Below are 15,781 nucleotides of genomic sequence, written 5' to 3'. Positions count from 1 at the left end.
ACCGCTCCCTGTGGGGCGGGCAGATGCTCGGAACATGACCGAATCTCTTGCAGAGCCGCTGAAGTGCCGGGGCGCAATACTGCGCGGGGTCGGTATGGATTGGGAGATCGAAGAGATCACGCTCGATCCGCCGCGCACCGGTGAGGTACTGGTGAAGATGGCCGTGGCCGGGATCTGTCACACCGACGACCACTTCACCACGGGCGACATGGTCCCGACACCGGAGCTGGTGGCCATGTACGAGGCGGTGGGCGTGCCTCCGCCTGATTTCTTCCCGATGCTCGGTGGGCATGAAGGGGCCGGCGTCGTCGAGGCTGTAGGTCCAGGTGTGCGGTCGGTGCAGCCGGGTGACCACGTGGGTCTGTCGTTCATCGCCGCGTGCGGTATCTGCCGCTGGTGCGCCTCGGGGAGGGCATACCTCTGCGACAACGGTGCCTTGATGCTGGCCAAAGAGATGGTCACCGACAACACGGTGCGGCGCCATATCGGCGACGAGGGCCTGATGGCCATGACCCAACTCGGCACATTCGCCGAATATGCCGTTCTGGCTGAGGAATCGGTGATCAAGCTCGACGAGTCGACTTCACTTGAGGCCGCATCGCTCGTGTCCTGCGGCGTGACGACAGGCTGGGGTTCGGGAACAGTCGGCGTCGGAACCGAACCCGGCGACACCGTCGTCGTGGTCGGCATCGGTGGGGTGGGCGTCAACGCGGTCCAGGGTGCCCGCGCCGTAGGCGCCAAACTGGTGATCGCCGTGGATCCCATTGATTTAAAACGGGATACGGCGAAGTTCTTCGGTGCGACGGATACCTGCCCGTCGCTCGAAGCAGCGATACCGCTGGTGCGGGAATTGACGCGTGGCCTGATGGCCGACCGCGTAGTGCTCACACCGAGTGTGGTCACCCCGGAGATGCTGGCCCCGGCCTTGATGTTGACGGGCAAGGGCGGCACCTGCCTGATGACCGGTGTCCCCAAGTTCGAGTTCAGCATGGTCCCGATGCTGCTCGTCGACATGTTGCAGAACTGCAAGACATTCAAGGGATTGATCTACGGCGGCATGAACCCCCGGGTGAGCATGCCCATGCTGCTGGACATGTACCGCAACGGCCACCTCAAACTCGACGAGCTGGTGACGCGGCGGTACCGGCTCGATCAGATCAACGACGCCATCGCCGATATGCGCGAGGGACGCAATATCCGGGGCATCATCGAGTTCCCTCAATAGGGCGGGGGTTTGTCTTGTTCGGTGTTGAGTCGGCGTTCGGTGTTGATGCGTTGGGTGCGGGTTTGTTGGCGGGTGCGTTGGCGGAGTGGCATTTTCATGTGCCGGTCGGTGGTGGTTGTGGGGGCTGGTTGTGGGGGTGGGGCTGGGGTGTGGGTGGTGTGGTCGGGGAACAGGATCTGGCTGAAGGGTGTGGTGCGGTAGGTGTGGCTGGTGGGGGAGGTCCAGGTGTGGCTGCCGTCGGGGTGTTGGGTGTCGGTCCAGCCGTTTTCGCCGGTGTGGAAGGTCTTGATGAGGTGGTGGGTTCGGCATTTGGGGCCGAGGTTGGCGGGGTGGGTGGCTCCGGTGGGCCATGGGGTGGTGTGGTCGAGGTCGCAGTGGGTGGCGGGGACTGTGCAGCCGGGGAACATGCAGGTGAGGTCGCGCATGCGGACGAAGGTGGCCAGTTTGGGTGAGGGCCGGTAGCGGGTTTGGGTGGGAAGGTCGGCGGGGTTGGTGAGGTGTGTGACGGTGGCGCCGGTGGCGATCAGTTCGGCCAGTAGGGGTGCGGGCACGATGCCGCCGCCGAGGATGATTGCGGGTGGTCCGGTGACGGCGGGGGTGCGGTCGGCACCGTAGTCGTTGGGTGCGGGTTTGCCGTGGATGCGCGGATCGCGGGGTGGTTGCGCCGGGGCGGCGGGGGCGGTGTCGTCGTCACCATCGGGCCCCTCGACAACACCGCTCTCGTTGTCGGCCTTTTCGCCCGATTCACTGTTTTCGTCGTGGGCTTCTGCCTTGGCGGTGTGGGGCAGGGTGTGGGCGAGTAGGTGGATGAGGACGGCGCGGGAGCGGGGGTCGATGCCGGTGGCGGGGCAGTCGGGGTTGGCGCATTGGCAGGTGAGGTTCTCGGCTCCGGCGCCGAGGGCTCCGAGTGCGTCGCTGCGGCGTTGTCCGAGGGTGCGTGGGTCGTTGTCGCAGACTGTGTGGGCCATGGTGGTGAGTAGGTTTTTGAGCAGGGCGGCGTCGGTGGCCAGCAGGCGTCCCCAGATGGAGACGGTGCCGTTGGGGTCGTCGGGGTCGCCGAAGTGGATGTCGCGTTCGCGGGCGGCGGTGCGGGTTTTGCGGACGGCGGCGGGGTCGAATTTTTCTACCCAGACGTCGATGGCGTGTTCGGTTTTGGTGGCGGTCAAGGCGCCGTAGGTGGTGGCGGCGCCGGCCAGGGCGGTGTCGATCAGTGTCAGTGCGTCGGTGTCGGTGACCAGTTGGGTGCGCCAGGTGATGGTGGCGATGACTTTGGCTGAGATGTCTCCGCGGGCGAAGACGGCGGCGACTTTGGGTAGCCGGTCGCGTAGGGCTTGGGCGATGCGCATCTGGGCGGAGGCGGCGCCGCGGCTGAGGTTGCAGGCGGCGCTGATCGCGGCGTTGGCGGTTTCCCAGCCGTCGATGGCGCAGTAGGCGGAGGTGTCGTCTTCGTCGTCGCAGTGCCGCGCCACGATCTCGGCGATGACCGCCAGGCGGGCGGCGGCCTCGGCGGCTTCGGTGCGGGTGTGGTGTTCGAGGGTGTCGATCAGTGCGGTGTCAGTGCATTCACTGAGTACCGGCCGATCAAGCAAGTCGAACACATGTTCGATACTACTCGCGAATATGCAGGCCAGCAAGCATTTTCTGGCGGCAAACAGCGCACGCTCGCTGTGGGCGAGCGTGCGCTGCGTGGTGCCTGATTGCTACGGCTGGGTGTATCCCGCCGGGTTGGGGGTGTCCACCCACAGGTCGACGCCGAGATCAGATCCGGGCACGCAGTCGTACACGGACAGATCGGTGACGCCGTTGTCCACCAGGACGTCCTCGCACAGCAGGCTCTGCCCGGTGTACTCCCGGGCCGGCTTGTTGAAGATCGTGTAGGCGGCGTCGGCGTAGACGTCGGGCTTGCGGGCGCGGCCCATGGCCTCGTCACCGCCGAGCAGATTCTGCACGGCCGCGGTGGCGACCAGGGTGCGCGGCCAGAGGGTGTTCGAAGCGATACCCGCTTCACGCATCTCCTCGGCAATACCCAACGCACACAGCGTCATTCCGAACTTCGCCATCATGTAGGCGGTCGGCTTGAGCCACTCGGACTCCAGCCGGATCGGCGGGGACAGCGTCAGGATGTGCGGGTTCTCCCGGCCCTTCATGTGCGGGATGCAGGCCTGCGACACGGCGTAGGTGCCGCGGATCTGGATCCCGTTCATCAGGTCGAAGCGCTTGAGCGGAACTTCCTCGATGGAGCCGAGGTTGATGGCGGAGGCATTGTTGACGCAGAGGTCGATGCCACCGAACTGCTCGACGGCCTTGGCGACCGCGGCCGCCACCGAGTCACCGTCACGGACGTCGCCGACGATCGGCAGGGCCTGCCCGCCGGCCTCCTCGATCTCCTTGGCGGCCGTGTAGACCGTGCCCTCGAGCTTGGGATGGGGTTCGGCGGTCTTGGCCACCAGCGCGATGTTGGCGCCGTCGGCGGCGGCTTTCTTGGCGATCGCCAGGCCGATGCCGCGGCTGGCGCCGGAGATGAACATGGTCTTCCCGGACAGAGTCATAGGGACACGATATGCCGACCGGGATGGATTGAATTGCCCGGTTCAGGGCTATGCCGGGGGGACGATGGATTTGCCGACGAATTGGAGGAAGACATGAGCGTCGCTCCTACCGGGACCGTGCTGACCTGTGCGCACGAAGGTTGTGGGTGCCGGATCCGCGTCGAGTCCGAATGTCATTGCGAAGGCCCGGAAAGCAGCTACAAGTGCACGTGCGGCGCCGATATGGTGCCCGTCGCCGAATAGATCAGCCCGCTGCGTCGGGCTGCAGCGGCGGACAGTTGCCCGCCGGGTCGGCGACCAACTCGAAATGCCACAACTCGTTGGCATAGATCTGGCAAAGGCCGAAGCGTGCACCGTTGGCGATCAGCCAGTGATCGGCCTGCGGACCGCCGACATCGACGGCCTCACCGGTCACATGCCGGGACGCCGTCGGTGTCTGGACGTACTGGCGTGCGGCCGCGAGGCTGCCATAGGTCTGCACCGCCTGGTCCAGCAGCGATTGCTGGAAGGCAGCCGACCGCCAACCCGAGTTGATCGTCATGGTCACGCCGTCGGCCGCCGCGGCAGTGGCGGCATTCTGAACGGCGGCCAGCAGCCGCGGATCCAGCCGGCCGATCGCGGGGTTCTGCACGTCGAACGGGGTCAGGACCTGCCCGTCTGCCAGGGAACCGTCACCCTGGGTCATCGGGACGGTGTCGTCGACGAGACGGATCTGCGGTGCGGGTGCGGACGTGCCGAGCAGGGCCGCCAACGCGGCGACGCTCGAGACCACACTTGCTCCCACCATCGTCGGCATCACCGTCAACACATTACTGCGCCCGCGAGCGGGCCAGTACCAACACCAATTCGGCCACCATCGCCTCGATCTGCGCCGGATTCTTCAGCCGATCGGGTACCCAGGCCAAGGCGATGCGGGCCGGCGACCAGGTGCTCTCGTCGATGGGCACCAGCCTGAAATCCGGTGGGGAGAAGATCTTGCCTATCAACGATTCGGGCGCGTAGGGCACCAGCGCGACGAGGTGCCGGTTGGACACCTGGGCGGCCATCTCCAGCTCGCCGCCGAACTGGTTGGTGGTGCGCACGATGCGGGTCACCCCACGTGCGTTGAGCGCACGGGTCAGGCCGGCCAGCATGACGGGATTGGGCCGGGCGAAGTCGATCACGACGTCGCGATCGCGCAATTCCTCGATCGACACCAGATCCTTGGCCGCCAGCGGATCGTCGAACCGCACTGCCACTGCACCCTGGAAGGTGGCCACCACCCGGTATTGCAGCCGTTTGTCGGAGGTGGGCAGATGGATCAGTCCGAGGTCGAGGTGGCCGGACACCAGCTTGGCCGTCACCTCCGCAGCCGACCCGGGCACGCTGAACTCGGTCGGCACTGCCAGGTCGGCGACGGCGGTCTCTACCTGTGCCACGAAATCCGACGGCGCATAGGCGGTCGCTCCCACCCGGACCGTCGCGACTCCCTCGGTGAGCCGCACCGCGGTGGCCTTCAATTCGTCGACCTGACGCAGGATCTCGCGGGCGGGCCCGAGCAGTTTCGCACCCAACGGCGTCAGGCGGACCTCGTGGTAGTTGCGCTCGAAGAGCTGCCCGCCGAGCTCCTTCTCCAGCAGCTTGATCTGTTTGCTCAACGGAGGCGGGGTGATCATCAGGCGGTCGGCGGCCCGCTTGAAATGCAGTTCCTCGGCGACCGCAACGAAGTACCTGAGTCTGGTGAAGTCCATGCGGTCATTTCCGGCTGTGCGAGGGCGGTATTCGGCGAGGGGTGATCCACGAATCGTACGAGACGCGCGATCAGCGCCCCGCCGGTTGCGCGTTCTGCGGGACTTCGAGCACCCCGGCCGCGATCAGCTCATCGATCTCGGAGTTGTCCATACCGAGCAGTTCGGCGGCGATCTCGCGGGTCTGCTCGCCGAGTAGCGGCGCCTGCAGCAGTGGTGGATCAGCGATGCGATCCGAGTGGATCTGCACGTTCTCCATCGTGAACGGCTCGTCGGCGTGCGGGTGCAGTTCCTCGCGGAAGGCGCGGCGCTGCACGTAGTAGTCCCAGTCGGCGACCTCTGCGGCACGCAGCGCAGCGCCGGCCGGAACCCCGGCCGCCTGCAGCAGATCCATCGCCTCGGTCGCCGGGCGCTGTGACGTCCAGGACCGCACGGCCTCGTCGATGCGGCCACGCTGGGCGTCGCGCCCGGTGGGATTGGCCAGGTGTGCGTCGGCGCTCAGGTCAGGACGGTCGATCACGTCGCACAGCGCACGCCATTCGGCGTCGTCGCGCACGGTCACGGCGAGCCACCGGTCCTCGCCGGCTGCCGGGAACAGTCCCCACGGCGCATCGTGGACCGGACGGCGGGAGGGCTCGTGCCCGCGCCGCACCAGGACCTCGGCCGCGATCTCGCCGGCCAGGTGGCTGAGCATCACCTCCGATTGCGCGACGCTGACCGAGCCGCCGGAGCCTGTGCGTTCGCGGCGCAGCAGCAGGGCCAGCGCGCCGAGCGCGCCGATCCTCGCGGCCACGTGATCGGGGTAGACGGTGACGGTGTCGCAGAACGACTCCGGTTCGCCGGGGTACACCCACAGGTCGGTGAACCCCGCGGCCGCACGCACCAGCGGGCCGTAGCCCATCCGCTTCGCCCACGGCCCGGTGGGCCCGAACGCCGAACTGTCGACGACCACGATGCCCGGGTTCAGCTCCCGCAAGGTCTGGTGGTCCATGCCCAGTGTCTCGGCCACGCCCGGTTTGAAGTTGGTCAGCACGACGTCGGACAGGGTCACCAGCCGGTGGGCCAGGGCCCGGCCCTCCGGCGTCCGCAGATCGATGCCGATCGAGCGCTTGTTTCGATGGCCGGCGGCGTAGGTCTGCGACATCGAGTTCGGATTGCCGCGCAGCCCGTCCGGGAACGCCGAGTTCTCGATCTTGATGACGTCGGCGCCGAGGTCGCCGAACAATCGTCCGGTGTCGGACCCGACGACGATCACACCGAGGTCCAGCACGCGCACGCCTTCCAGCGGAAGGCCCTCGTCGCGGCGTCGGCGGCCGCCGAGGAGGGGGGCGACGTCGATTCGGCGCGGGTGGTCCGGAGCCCGTTCGGAAAGGTTCAGAGTGTTGGCCCGGTGCCCGTCGATCTCGACGACGCCCGCCGGCACCGGTGCGGACATCCCGGGGGACAGGTCGACCTCGTGGAAGTACCCGCGGCTCTTGACCTGTTCGGTGCCGAGAGTTTCGGCCAGGGTCAGCACGGCCGCTGTCGGCACCCCGTGCCGCTGGCCGGCGACCTCCAGCTCGGCCCGGGTCTGGCCGGCGCAGAACCGTCCGATCTCGGTCATCAACTCCGGCGAGCTGAACCGCACCCGCAGCCGGTCGAACGAGGGATCGGCGAACTGAGCCGGGCGGCCCATCCACTCGAACATGCCGTGCCACTGGCGTTTTGCCAGCAGGCAGATCCGCACGTGCCCGTCCTTGCACGCGATGATCGGGTACCGCAGGCGTTCGGCGTTCCAGTCACGTTGTTGCGCGCTGAGTGCGACCCCGGCCGAGGCTGTGCCGGCTGTCCCGTACGGAGGGTCGAGCGTCTGCATGGCCCCGTCGAGAATCGAGAAATCGATGAAATCGCCTTCACCGGTGCGTAATCGGTCCAGGTAAACGCTGATGGTCATCACGGCGGCCTGCGCCGCGGCCACGTGGTAGGGGAGTTGGGCGGCGGGAGGCACCAGGGGCTCGCGTCCCGGGATTCCCGAGCGGGACAGCTCACTGGTCAAGGCGTGCAGCACCGGAGTGGTGGCGTGCCAGTCGCGGTAGCTGGTGTCGCGACCGAAATCGCTGATCGACAGGATCACCAGGCGCGGGTGCTCCGCGTGAATGTTGCGGGCCGCCAAGGCTTTTTCGCCGGCCGATCCGGGGCGGGTGTCCTCGATCAGGATGTCGGCCCCGGCCAGCAGGTGAACCCACCGCCGGTGGTCGTCGGGGGTCGACGGATCGATGGCGACGGTGTCCACCCCGTGTCGGTTGATCGCGATGCCGACCGATTCGGGATCGACTCCGGCGCCCTCGACGATGGGGCCGGCGGGTTCTTCGGTGACACCGTGCACGTGCACCTGGGTCACCGTGGCGCCGAGGTCGGCCAGCAGGCGTCCCACCGCCGTCATCGGTCCGCGCGACAGGTCGAGGATGCGGACCCCGGCCAGTGGTGGGTCGTAGTCGTCCGGTTTGGCCATCGGTGTCAGCTCCGGCGGGCCTGGCGGAAGGGGATGTCGCGATCGACCTCGGGCTCCTTGGCCAGGCCGAGAACGCGTTCGCCGATGATGTTGCGCTGAATCTGGTCGGTACCGCCGCCGATCGACGTGAAGAACGCGTTGAGGGTCAGGAAGTTGATGTCGTCGGCTTCTGGGTTGTCCGGACCCGCCAGAAGTGCTTCCGCGCCGATGATCTCGGTCTTGAGGCGTGCCTCGGCGTGCAGGATGTTCGACATCGCCAGCTTGCCCAGCGACATGATTGAGCTGGATGTACCTTGTGCCGCAGCGGCTTTGGCACGGGCGTTGTTGAGCGAGTTGAGTTCGCGCAACGCCAGCACGTCCGCCAGTTCCCTGCGGACCGCCGGATCTTCCAGGCGGCCGTGGTCGCGCGCCAGGCCGATGAGGTCGTCGGCCCGGGTCCGGTTGCGCGAGCCGCGTCCGCCGTCGCCCATGATGGACCGCTCGTAGGCCAGTGCGGTCTGCAGCACCCGCCATCCGTTGCCCTCGCCGCCAAGGAGGTAGGCATCGGGCACCCGTGCATCGGTGATGAACACCTCGTTGAAGTGCGATTCACCGGTGATCTGGACCAGTGGACGGACATCGATGCCGGCCTGGCGCATCGGAATCATGAAGAAGCTCAAGCCTTTGTGCTTGGGCACGTCCCAGTCGGTGCGCGCGATCAGCAGCGCGTACTCGGACGTGGTGGCACCCGACGTCCACACCTTCTGGCCGTTGACCACCCACTCGTCACCGTCGCGAATCGCGGTGGTGCGTACCGCTGCCAGATCCGATCCGGCTCCCGGCTCGCTGTAGAGCAGACAGGTGCGGGCCTGTTCGGTCAGGAAGTCACGCACCAGGTCGTTCTTGAGCTGCTCGGTGCCGAATTTGAGCGCCGTGTTGGCCGGGATGCTGTATTTGTCCTGGCGCGCGCCGGGTGCCTTGACCGCACGGAACTCCTGCTCGATGACGGCGGCCAGTGCATTCGGGTACCCCCGCCCGAACCACTCGGTGGGGTATGTCGGCACGGCGTACCCGGCGTCGAGCACCTTCTGCAGCCAGGCCACCCGCTCGGGAGAGCTGACCCACGGATTGGTGGATTTCGTCAGCCCGGACCAGTTCTGGGCGAGCCAGTCGCGCACCTCGGTGCGCAGTTCCTCGGCACTGGGCAGGTCGTTGGCGGTCATCTTCAGGCGCCTTTCGACGTGAGGTAGCGCTCGCGGTGCAGCCCGGAGCCGCCGAGCAGCTGCAGGCCGGTGCGCGCGCGGCGCAGGAACAGGTGTGCCGGGTGCTCCCAGGTGAACGCGATACCGCCGTGCATCTGGATCGCCGACATGGCCGTCGTGTGGTAGGCCTCGGCACACGCGAATCCGGCCAGAGCGATTGCACCGCTCGCCTTTTCGCTGCCGGAGGCCAGCTCGGCCGCGGCGTGCTGGGCGGCCGAGGTGGCCGATTCCACCTGAATCAGCAGGTCGGCCGCCATGTGCTTGAGTGCCTGGAAGCTGCCGATGGGACGGCCGAACTGGATCCGGGTCTTGAGGTAGTCCACGGTGATGTCGAAGATCCGCCGTGCACCGCCGACCTGTTCGCCGGCCAGTGCGATCAACGCGAGATCGAGGGCATGCTGCACCGCGTCCCAGCCGGCGGTGCCGATACGGTGGGCCGGCGTGGCGTCGAACGTGTAGGTCGACAGCGGGACGGTCGGGTCGAAAACCGTTGCGACCGTGCGCTCGAAGCCATCGGCGTCGGGTGCGACCCGGAACACGCCGAAGTCTCCGTTGACGCGGGCGACGACCAGGATCACGTCGGCCACCTGACCGTGCATGACGTAGTGGGCGTTGCCGGTCAGCGCGTAGGTGGCCCCATCCGCGGCCGAGGCGCGTACCGAGACGCCCTCCCGCGCCCAGGTGCCGCGGGCACCTGTCACCGCGACGGTCCCCACCGAGGTGCCGTCGACCAGGCCGGGAAGCAGGCGTTGCTTGTCGTCGTCGGTGCCTGCCGCCTCGATCAGCGCCGTGGCCAGTACCGCGCTCGACAGGAACGGTGCGGGCAACAGCGCAGCGCCGGTCACCTCGGCGACAGCCTCGAGCTCGAGGGCTCCGAGACCGACGCCGCCGTACTCACTGCCGACCAGCAGTCCGGTGACACCTTGGGCGGCGAGCTTGCGCCACAGCCGGCGATCGAACCCGTCGTCGGTGCCCATCACCCGGCGTACGTCGTGCTCGGTGCATTCGTCGTGCAGCAACTCGGAGACCGCGGCGGCCAGTTCCGCCCGCTCGGCCACGCTGATCGTCATGTGCACCCGCCTTCCTCGTCGGGTCCATGCAATCCGGCCTGAGCCGTGGTGTAAATCACGGATTCGCACACCGACAGGTTTCCGTTTGCGACATGCCGGTGGCGCGGCCTACCCCGAAGTCAGGAAACGCCGATGTCGGCTGTCACCGCCGAGGTCGCGCGGATCAGGTCCTCGGGCGACAGCGCCACGTCCAAGCCGCGCTTGCCCGCGCTGCAGAGCACCTTGTCGAAGGCCAGTGCCGAGGTGTCGACGACTGTCGGCAGCCGCTTGCGCTGGCCCAGGGGGAGATCCCGCCCACGACGTAGCCCGTGGACCGCTGAGCGGCGACCGGGTCGGCCATTTCCACCTTCGGAACGCCCAATGCGGCCGCGGCGGCTTTGAGGGACAGCTTCTTCGGCACTGGGACTACTGCTACCGCCAGCCCTTTCGGCAGTGCGATAACGAGCGTTTTGAAGACCTGTTCGGCGACGATGCCGTCCGCCGCCAACTGGGCGACCGCCTCGTCGCCGAACGACTCGTTGCGAGGGTCGTGCTGGTAGGCCACCACTTCGTGGTCGATGCCCGCGGCCACCAGAGCTGCGATCGCGGGAGTCGCTGCACGTGCCACGGCGCTCAAGGGTAGCCGGGCACGCCGGGAACACAGCGGCACCCACATGCTGTTATTGCTCTCGACACCTGCTCAGCGCTACTTGTCGGTAGCACGCTCTAGGATCAGTAAGGAGGATTCTGGTGCCAACCGTATGCCTGGAACGGCCGCCGGATACCCAGTGGTATTCCGGAGCTCCTGGTGGCGCCGTGACAGAAGGGAAGGTGTTTCCCACGATGACTGACGTCGAGCAGGCTGAGCCTGACACGCCGCAGCCGACTGCCGAAACCGATGCCGAGCTGACCGCCCGGTTCGAACGTGATGCCATCCCGCTGCTGGACCAGCTCTACGGCGGCGCCTTGCGGATGACCCGCAACCCCGCCGACGCCGAGGACCTGCTGCAGGAAACCATGGTCAAGGCCTACGCCGGGTTCCGGTCTTTCCGCGAGGGCACCAACCTCAAGGCGTGGCTGTACCGCATCCTGACCAACACGTACATCAACAGCTACCGCAAGAAGCAGCGCCAACCCGCTGAGTACCCGACCGACGAGATCACCGACTGGCAGCTGGCGTCCAATGCCGAGCATTCCTCGACCGGTCTGCGGTCGGCGGAGGTCGAGGCACTCGAGGCGCTGCCCGACACCGAGATCAAGGCAGCGCTGCAGGCGTTGCCCGAGGAATTCCGGATGGCGGTGTACTACGCCGACGTCGAGGGCTTCCCCTACAAGGAGATCGCCGAGATCATGGATACTCCCATCGGGACCGTGATGTCCCGACTGCACCGCGGCCGCAAGCAGCTGCGTGAGCTGCTGTCCGACGTGGCCAGGGATCGTGGCTTCATCCGAGGTCAGCTCGGTGAGCCGGAGGAGGTGTCGTCGTGAGCGAGAAGCACGATGAGGACGAGCGCTGGACCCCGCCGATCGGTCCCGTCGACCCGGAGCACCCGGACTGCGCGGCGGTGATCGCCGAGGTATGGACGTTGCTCGACGGTGAATGCACGGCCGAAAGCCGCGACAAGCTCAAGCACCACCTCGAAGAATGCCCGGCCTGCCTGCGTCACTACGGCGTCGAGGAGCGCGTCAAGCGGCTCATCGCGGCCAAGTGCAGTGGCGAGAAGGCCCCTGAGGGGCTGCGGGAACGGCTGCGCATCCAGATCAGCCAGACCACGATCATCCGGGGCTGACCAGGCGGTTTGCCCCCGCCGGCCCAACGACAAACCGCCCGATCTCCGAAGGGAGTCGGGCGGTCACAGTCTGCCGAAGTGGCTAGCGCACTGACTTCGAACCGGCGTTGGGGCGCTTGCCGTGGTTCGCCTTCGAGTGCTTGCGGTCCCGCTTCTTGCGGCCACGCTTGGCCATGATGATCCTCCAGATGGTGTAAGAGCTTGCTCCCTAGTGTCTCATGACCCGGGGGCGGCGCTGACCACCCGGTGTTGTGGTTCGATATAGGCCGCAGAAGTAGTCGGGTTGGCAGCGGTAGTGAAGTGGGGTGAAGATGGCCGAGGACGTTCGCGCCGAAATCGTGGCCAGTGTGCTCGAGGTCGTGGTTCACGAGGGCGATCAGATCGGTGCAGGGGACACCCTGGTGCTGCTCGAGTCGATGAAGATGGAGATCCCGGTCCTCGCCGAGATCGCGGGCACGGTGACCAAGGTCAACGTCGCCGAGGGCGATGTGATCCAGGCCGGCGATCTCATCGCGGTGATCGACTGACGCTGCGGGAAGTTGGCTGATGTCCACCCTCGGTGACCTGCTCGCCGAGCACACCGTGCTGCCCGGCAGCGCGGTGGACCACCTGCACGCGGTGGTCGGGGAGTGGCAGCTGTTGGCCGACCTGTCGTTCGCCGACTACCTGATGTGGGTGCGTCGCGACGACAGCGTCCTGGTGTGCGTCGCGCAGGTGCGTCCCAACACCGCCCCCACCGTATTGCTGGCCGACTCGGTCGGCACGCTCGCGGCGGCCGCCGACCTCCCCGTTGTCGCCACGGCCTTCGAGTCCGGGGCGATCGGGCGCGGAAACGGTGGTACGCAACGACATTCGCCGGACCTTCCCGGCCTGAACGTGGAAGCGGTGCCGGTGCGGCACCGTGATCACGTGGTCGCGGTACTGACTCATCAGACCGCGTTGGCCACCCGCCGGATGGCCAGTCCACTGGAGGGCGCTTACCTGGACTGTGCGAGCGATCTGCTGCACATGCTGTCGGAGGGCACCTTCCCCAATGTCGGCGATCTGGCCATGTCGCGCTCCAGCCCACGGGTGGGCGACGGGTTCATCCGGCTCGACGAGGTCGGCGACGTGGTGTTCGCCAGTCCCAACGCCATCTCGGCCTATCACCGCATGGGGCTGGCCTCAGAACTCGACGGGCACAATCTGGTGACCGTCACCCGTCCGTTGATCTCCGACCCGTTCGAGGCCCAGGAACTGGCCAACCACGTGCGCGACTCGCTGGCCGGCGGCTCCAGCATGCGTATGGAGGTGGACGCCGGTGGTGCGGCGGTGCTGTTGCGGACCCTGCCGCTGGTGGTGCACGGCGCGGCGGTCGGTGCCGCTGTCCTGATCCGCGACGTCACCGAGGTCAAACGGCGTGACCGCGCGTTGCTGAGCAAGGACGCCACCATCCGGGAGATCCATCACCGGGTGAAGAACAATCTGCAGACCGTGGCGGCCCTGCTGCGGCTGCAGGCGCGCCGGACCAACAATCTGGAGGCCCGCGAGGCACTGATCGAGTCGGTGCGGCGGGTGTCCTCGATCGCGCTGGTGCACGACGCCCTGTCGATGTCGGTCGACGAGGAGGTCAACCTCGACGAGGTGATCGACCGGATCCTGCCGATCATGAACGATGTCGCGTCGGTGGACACGCCGATCCGGATCAATCGGGACGGCGCCCTCGGGGTGCTCGACGCCGACCGTGCGACGGCGCTGATCATGGTGATCACCGAATTGGTGCAGAACGCCATCGAGCACGCCTTCGACGCGAACACGCCCCAAGGGTGTGTGACCATCCGGTCCGAGCGGTCGGCCCGCTGGCTCGACGTCGTGGTGCACGACGACGGGCGTGGCATGCCCGACGGGTTCAGCCTGGAGAAGTCCGACCGACTGGGTCTGCAGATCGTTCGGACACTGGTCACCGCGGAATTGGACGGCTCGCTGGGCATGCACGACGACCCGTCGGGGGGAACCGATGTGGTGCTGCGGGTGCCCATCGGACGCCGCAGTCGCGGGATCCAGTGAGGTCGTCGGCGGATTCACAGGACGTCCACAGTGGGACGTCAGTACCACCGAAGCAATTACGCAGTTGCGTCAATACGAAATGTGACGACAATTACGCAATTTGCTGCGGAAATTGTCACAGAAATAAGCTACGGCCCCGACATTCGTCGGGGCCGTAGCTTGCGTCGGGATCTGGACCGAAGGGTCAGACTCCGGTGCGGGCCTTGGTGCGGGCGTTGCGACGCTTGAGCGCACGACGCTCGTCCTCGCTCATCCCGCCCCACACGCCGGCGTCCTGGCCGGAGTCCAAGGCCCAGGTGAGGCACTCGGTGGTTACCGGGCAACGGTTGCACACCAGCTTCGCGTCAGCGATCTGAGCGAGCGCCGGGCCACTGTTTCCCACGGGGAAGAACAGCTCCGGATCTTCGTCGCGACAGACGGCCTTGTGGCGCCAATCCATAATGATCAAACTCCTCGTTAGACATGTCATGCGTGCGCGGCGAAGCGCACTAGATTTTCTTCGGCTGTTAACGCGTGCACACGAATGTTTCTGCACTGTTGCATTGATGCTTTCACAGGCTGAACAGATGTCAATAGCATTGAGTTAACACGTGGGCAATGTCACTGGCGGGGTCGGTGACCTGCCCCCTGCATCCTGTGTACTACACTTCCAAACTAGCTGCGCCCTAATTCCACCGTAGACGGTGTGTTTGTGCAGGTCAATCGGTTTTATTCGTCGGTGCGACAACGCTCAGCGCCTCGGGGACCGACGTGAACGTCATGGTTTCGCGCTCACCGATGTAATCTCCGTCAATCTGGCACGCGACAGGCGTGTTGCTCGTCACGGTGACCGACGAGACGTCGTCCGCGCGGATCAGATGCTTGGCCTCCAAGCGGGGATTGCGGGCCACCATCTGCCGGACCAGCCGCAGATTCGCCCAGACGTTCATGCTCGTGGTGGCGAACACGCCAAGGCCGGTGTCGAACGTGGTCTCCGGGTTCGTCCACACCGGGCGGCTGTTCGCATACGTCCACGGGCTGGAGTTCGACACGAACGCGAAATGCACCCCGCCGACCGGATCGGCGCCCGGCAGCTGCAGCGTCAGGGTCGGTTCCTTGCGCGCGCCGGCGAAGAACTCGCGGACGGCCACCCGGATGTAGCGCGACGCGGTGACCTTGCGTCCCTTCTCGCGCTGGGCCTCCACAGCCGCCACCACGTCACCGTCCATGCCCATGCCCGCGGTGAACACGCCCCAGCGCTCGCCGCAGTCCATCAGCCCGATACGGCGCCACGGACGCCCCATCCGATAGCCGCCGAGCAGGTCGACGAGTTGGTTGGTGGCCTCGATGGGATCGGGGCTGATGCCCAAAGCCCGGGCGAAGACGTTGGCCGAACCACCCGGGACGACGGCCACGGCGGGCGCCAGGCCCGCGTCGGGGCGGGTTCCGCAGTCCCCGAGCACGCCGTTGACCACCTCGTTGACCGTGCCGTCGCCGCCGTGCACGATCAGCACATCCACGCCGTCGCGGGCGGCGGCACTGGCGATCTCGATCGCGTGACCTCGGTGGTTGGTGTGTTCGACGGTCAGCGTCACCCGGCTTTCCAGCGCATGGGCGAGCAGGTCACGACCCGCCGGGGTGGTCGAGGTGGCGTTCGGGTTGACGATCAGCACGGCACGCACGG

Annotated in this window: 16 protein-coding genes and 1 pseudogene; 6 read left to right on the top strand and 11 right to left on the bottom strand. The window is 66.8% G+C overall.

The window, feature by feature from the left end; genetic code table 11:
• Positions 1 to 34: 34 nt before the first annotated feature.
• Positions 35 to 1,225 (top strand): NDMA-dependent alcohol dehydrogenase, encoded by a 1,191-nt coding sequence (locus ACNQR1_RS27995; protein ID WP_418048854.1) that lies wholly within the window; start codon positions 35 to 37, stop codon positions 1,223 to 1,225.
• Here ACNQR1_RS27995 and ACNQR1_RS27990 read toward each other — a convergent pair.
• A complete protein-coding gene (locus ACNQR1_RS27990) occupies positions 1,219 to 2,823 on the bottom strand; it encodes a DUF222 domain-containing protein (protein WP_418048853.1) in 1,605 nt (534 codons plus the stop codon). The genes ACNQR1_RS27995 and ACNQR1_RS27990 overlap by 7 nt on opposite strands.
• 102 nt (positions 2,824 to 2,925) lie before the next feature.
• Positions 2,926 to 3,774 carry an SDR family oxidoreductase gene (locus ACNQR1_RS27985; RefSeq protein WP_418048852.1) on the bottom strand — a complete coding sequence of 283 codons (849 nt, stop codon included), beginning with the start codon at positions 3,772 to 3,774 and terminating at the stop codon, positions 2,926 to 2,928.
• 93 nt (positions 3,775 to 3,867) lie between these two features.
• Between ACNQR1_RS27985 and ACNQR1_RS27980 the strand changes: the two genes are divergently transcribed.
• Positions 3,868 to 4,017, top strand: coding sequence for a metallothionein (locus ACNQR1_RS27980; RefSeq protein ID WP_418048851.1), 150 nt, complete (start codon positions 3,868 to 3,870; stop codon positions 4,015 to 4,017).
• Between the two features lies 1 nt (position 4,018).
• Here the strand turns inward: ACNQR1_RS27980 and ACNQR1_RS27975 are convergent, their stop codons facing one another.
• From ACNQR1_RS27975 to ybaK, 6 genes and pseudogenes are all read right to left on the bottom strand, one after another.
• On the bottom strand, positions 4,019 to 4,459 hold the full coding sequence (locus tag ACNQR1_RS27975; protein ID WP_418050535.1) for a M15 family metallopeptidase: 441 nt from the start codon (positions 4,457 to 4,459) through the stop codon (positions 4,019 to 4,021).
• A gap of 124 nt (positions 4,460 to 4,583) precedes the next feature.
• Positions 4,584 to 5,504, bottom strand: a complete 921-nt coding sequence (locus ACNQR1_RS27970; RefSeq protein WP_418048850.1) for a LysR family transcriptional regulator — start codon at positions 5,502 to 5,504, stop codon at positions 4,584 to 4,586.
• Between the two features lie 70 nt (positions 5,505 to 5,574).
• Entirely contained in the window at positions 5,575 to 7,992 is a 2,418-nt protein-coding gene (locus tag ACNQR1_RS27965) for a CoA transferase (RefSeq protein ID WP_418048849.1), read from the bottom strand.
• A 5-nt stretch (positions 7,993 to 7,997) separates the two neighbouring features.
• Entirely contained in the window at positions 7,998 to 9,194 is a 1,197-nt protein-coding gene (locus ACNQR1_RS27960) for an acyl-CoA dehydrogenase family protein (protein WP_418048848.1), read from the bottom strand.
• 2 nt (positions 9,195 to 9,196) lie between these two features.
• A complete protein-coding gene (locus ACNQR1_RS27955; RefSeq protein ID WP_418048847.1) occupies positions 9,197 to 10,303 on the bottom strand; it encodes an acyl-CoA dehydrogenase family protein in 1,107 nt (368 codons plus the stop codon).
• 119 nt (positions 10,304 to 10,422) lie between these two features.
• Positions 10,423 to 10,958, bottom strand: a pseudogene (gene ybaK, locus ACNQR1_RS27950) (Cys-tRNA(Pro) deacylase).
• Between the two features lie 167 nt (positions 10,959 to 11,125).
• On the opposite strand from ybaK, the gene ACNQR1_RS27945 reads away from it, so the two are divergent.
• Positions 11,126 to 11,770 (top strand): sigma-70 family RNA polymerase sigma factor, encoded by a 645-nt coding sequence (locus tag ACNQR1_RS27945; protein WP_418048846.1) that lies wholly within the window; start codon positions 11,126 to 11,128, stop codon positions 11,768 to 11,770.
• On the top strand, positions 11,767 to 12,072 hold the full coding sequence (rsrA, locus tag ACNQR1_RS27940) for a mycothiol system anti-sigma-R factor (protein ID WP_418048845.1): 306 nt from the start codon (positions 11,767 to 11,769) through the stop codon (positions 12,070 to 12,072). The genes ACNQR1_RS27945 and rsrA overlap by 4 nt, the downstream gene beginning before the upstream one ends.
• Before the next feature lie 82 nt (positions 12,073 to 12,154).
• Here rsrA and ACNQR1_RS27935 read toward each other — a convergent pair whose 3' ends face one another.
• Positions 12,155 to 12,247 carry a 50S ribosomal protein bL37 gene (locus tag ACNQR1_RS27935; protein WP_003882799.1) on the bottom strand — a complete coding sequence of 31 codons (93 nt, stop codon included), beginning with the start codon at positions 12,245 to 12,247 and terminating at the stop codon, positions 12,155 to 12,157.
• A gap of 136 nt (positions 12,248 to 12,383) precedes the next feature.
• Between ACNQR1_RS27935 and ACNQR1_RS27930 the strand changes: the two genes are divergently transcribed.
• Both ACNQR1_RS27930 and ACNQR1_RS27925 read left to right on the top strand, forming a co-directional pair.
• The gene (locus ACNQR1_RS27930) at positions 12,384 to 12,599 is read left to right on the top strand and encodes a biotin/lipoyl-binding carrier protein (protein WP_077743593.1); all 216 of its coding nucleotides are present in this window, start codon (positions 12,384 to 12,386) and stop codon (positions 12,597 to 12,599) included.
• 19 nt (positions 12,600 to 12,618) lie between these two features.
• Positions 12,619 to 14,118, top strand: coding sequence for a sensor histidine kinase (locus ACNQR1_RS27925; protein WP_418048844.1), 1,500 nt, complete (start codon positions 12,619 to 12,621; stop codon positions 14,116 to 14,118).
• A gap of 184 nt (positions 14,119 to 14,302) precedes the next feature.
• Here the strand turns inward: ACNQR1_RS27925 and whiB1 are convergent, their stop codons facing one another.
• Together whiB1 and ACNQR1_RS27915 are read right to left on the bottom strand one after the other, a co-directional pair.
• On the bottom strand, positions 14,303 to 14,557 hold the full coding sequence (whiB1, locus tag ACNQR1_RS27920; protein WP_003882795.1) for a transcriptional regulator WhiB1: 255 nt from the start codon (positions 14,555 to 14,557) through the stop codon (positions 14,303 to 14,305).
• Positions 14,558 to 14,816: 259 nt separating this feature from the next.
• A complete protein-coding gene (locus tag ACNQR1_RS27915; RefSeq protein ID WP_418048843.1) occupies positions 14,817 to 15,779 on the bottom strand; it encodes a diacylglycerol/lipid kinase family protein in 963 nt (320 codons plus the stop codon).
• Positions 15,780 to 15,781 lie beyond the last annotated feature (2 nt).

The organism is Mycobacterium sp. 48b, assembly GCF_048282725.1.
Classification (GTDB): Bacteria; Actinomycetota; Actinomycetes; order Mycobacteriales; family Mycobacteriaceae; genus Mycobacterium.
Note: the sequence above shows the minus strand (reverse complement) of the source record. Positions and strands in the feature narration are given on the sequence as shown.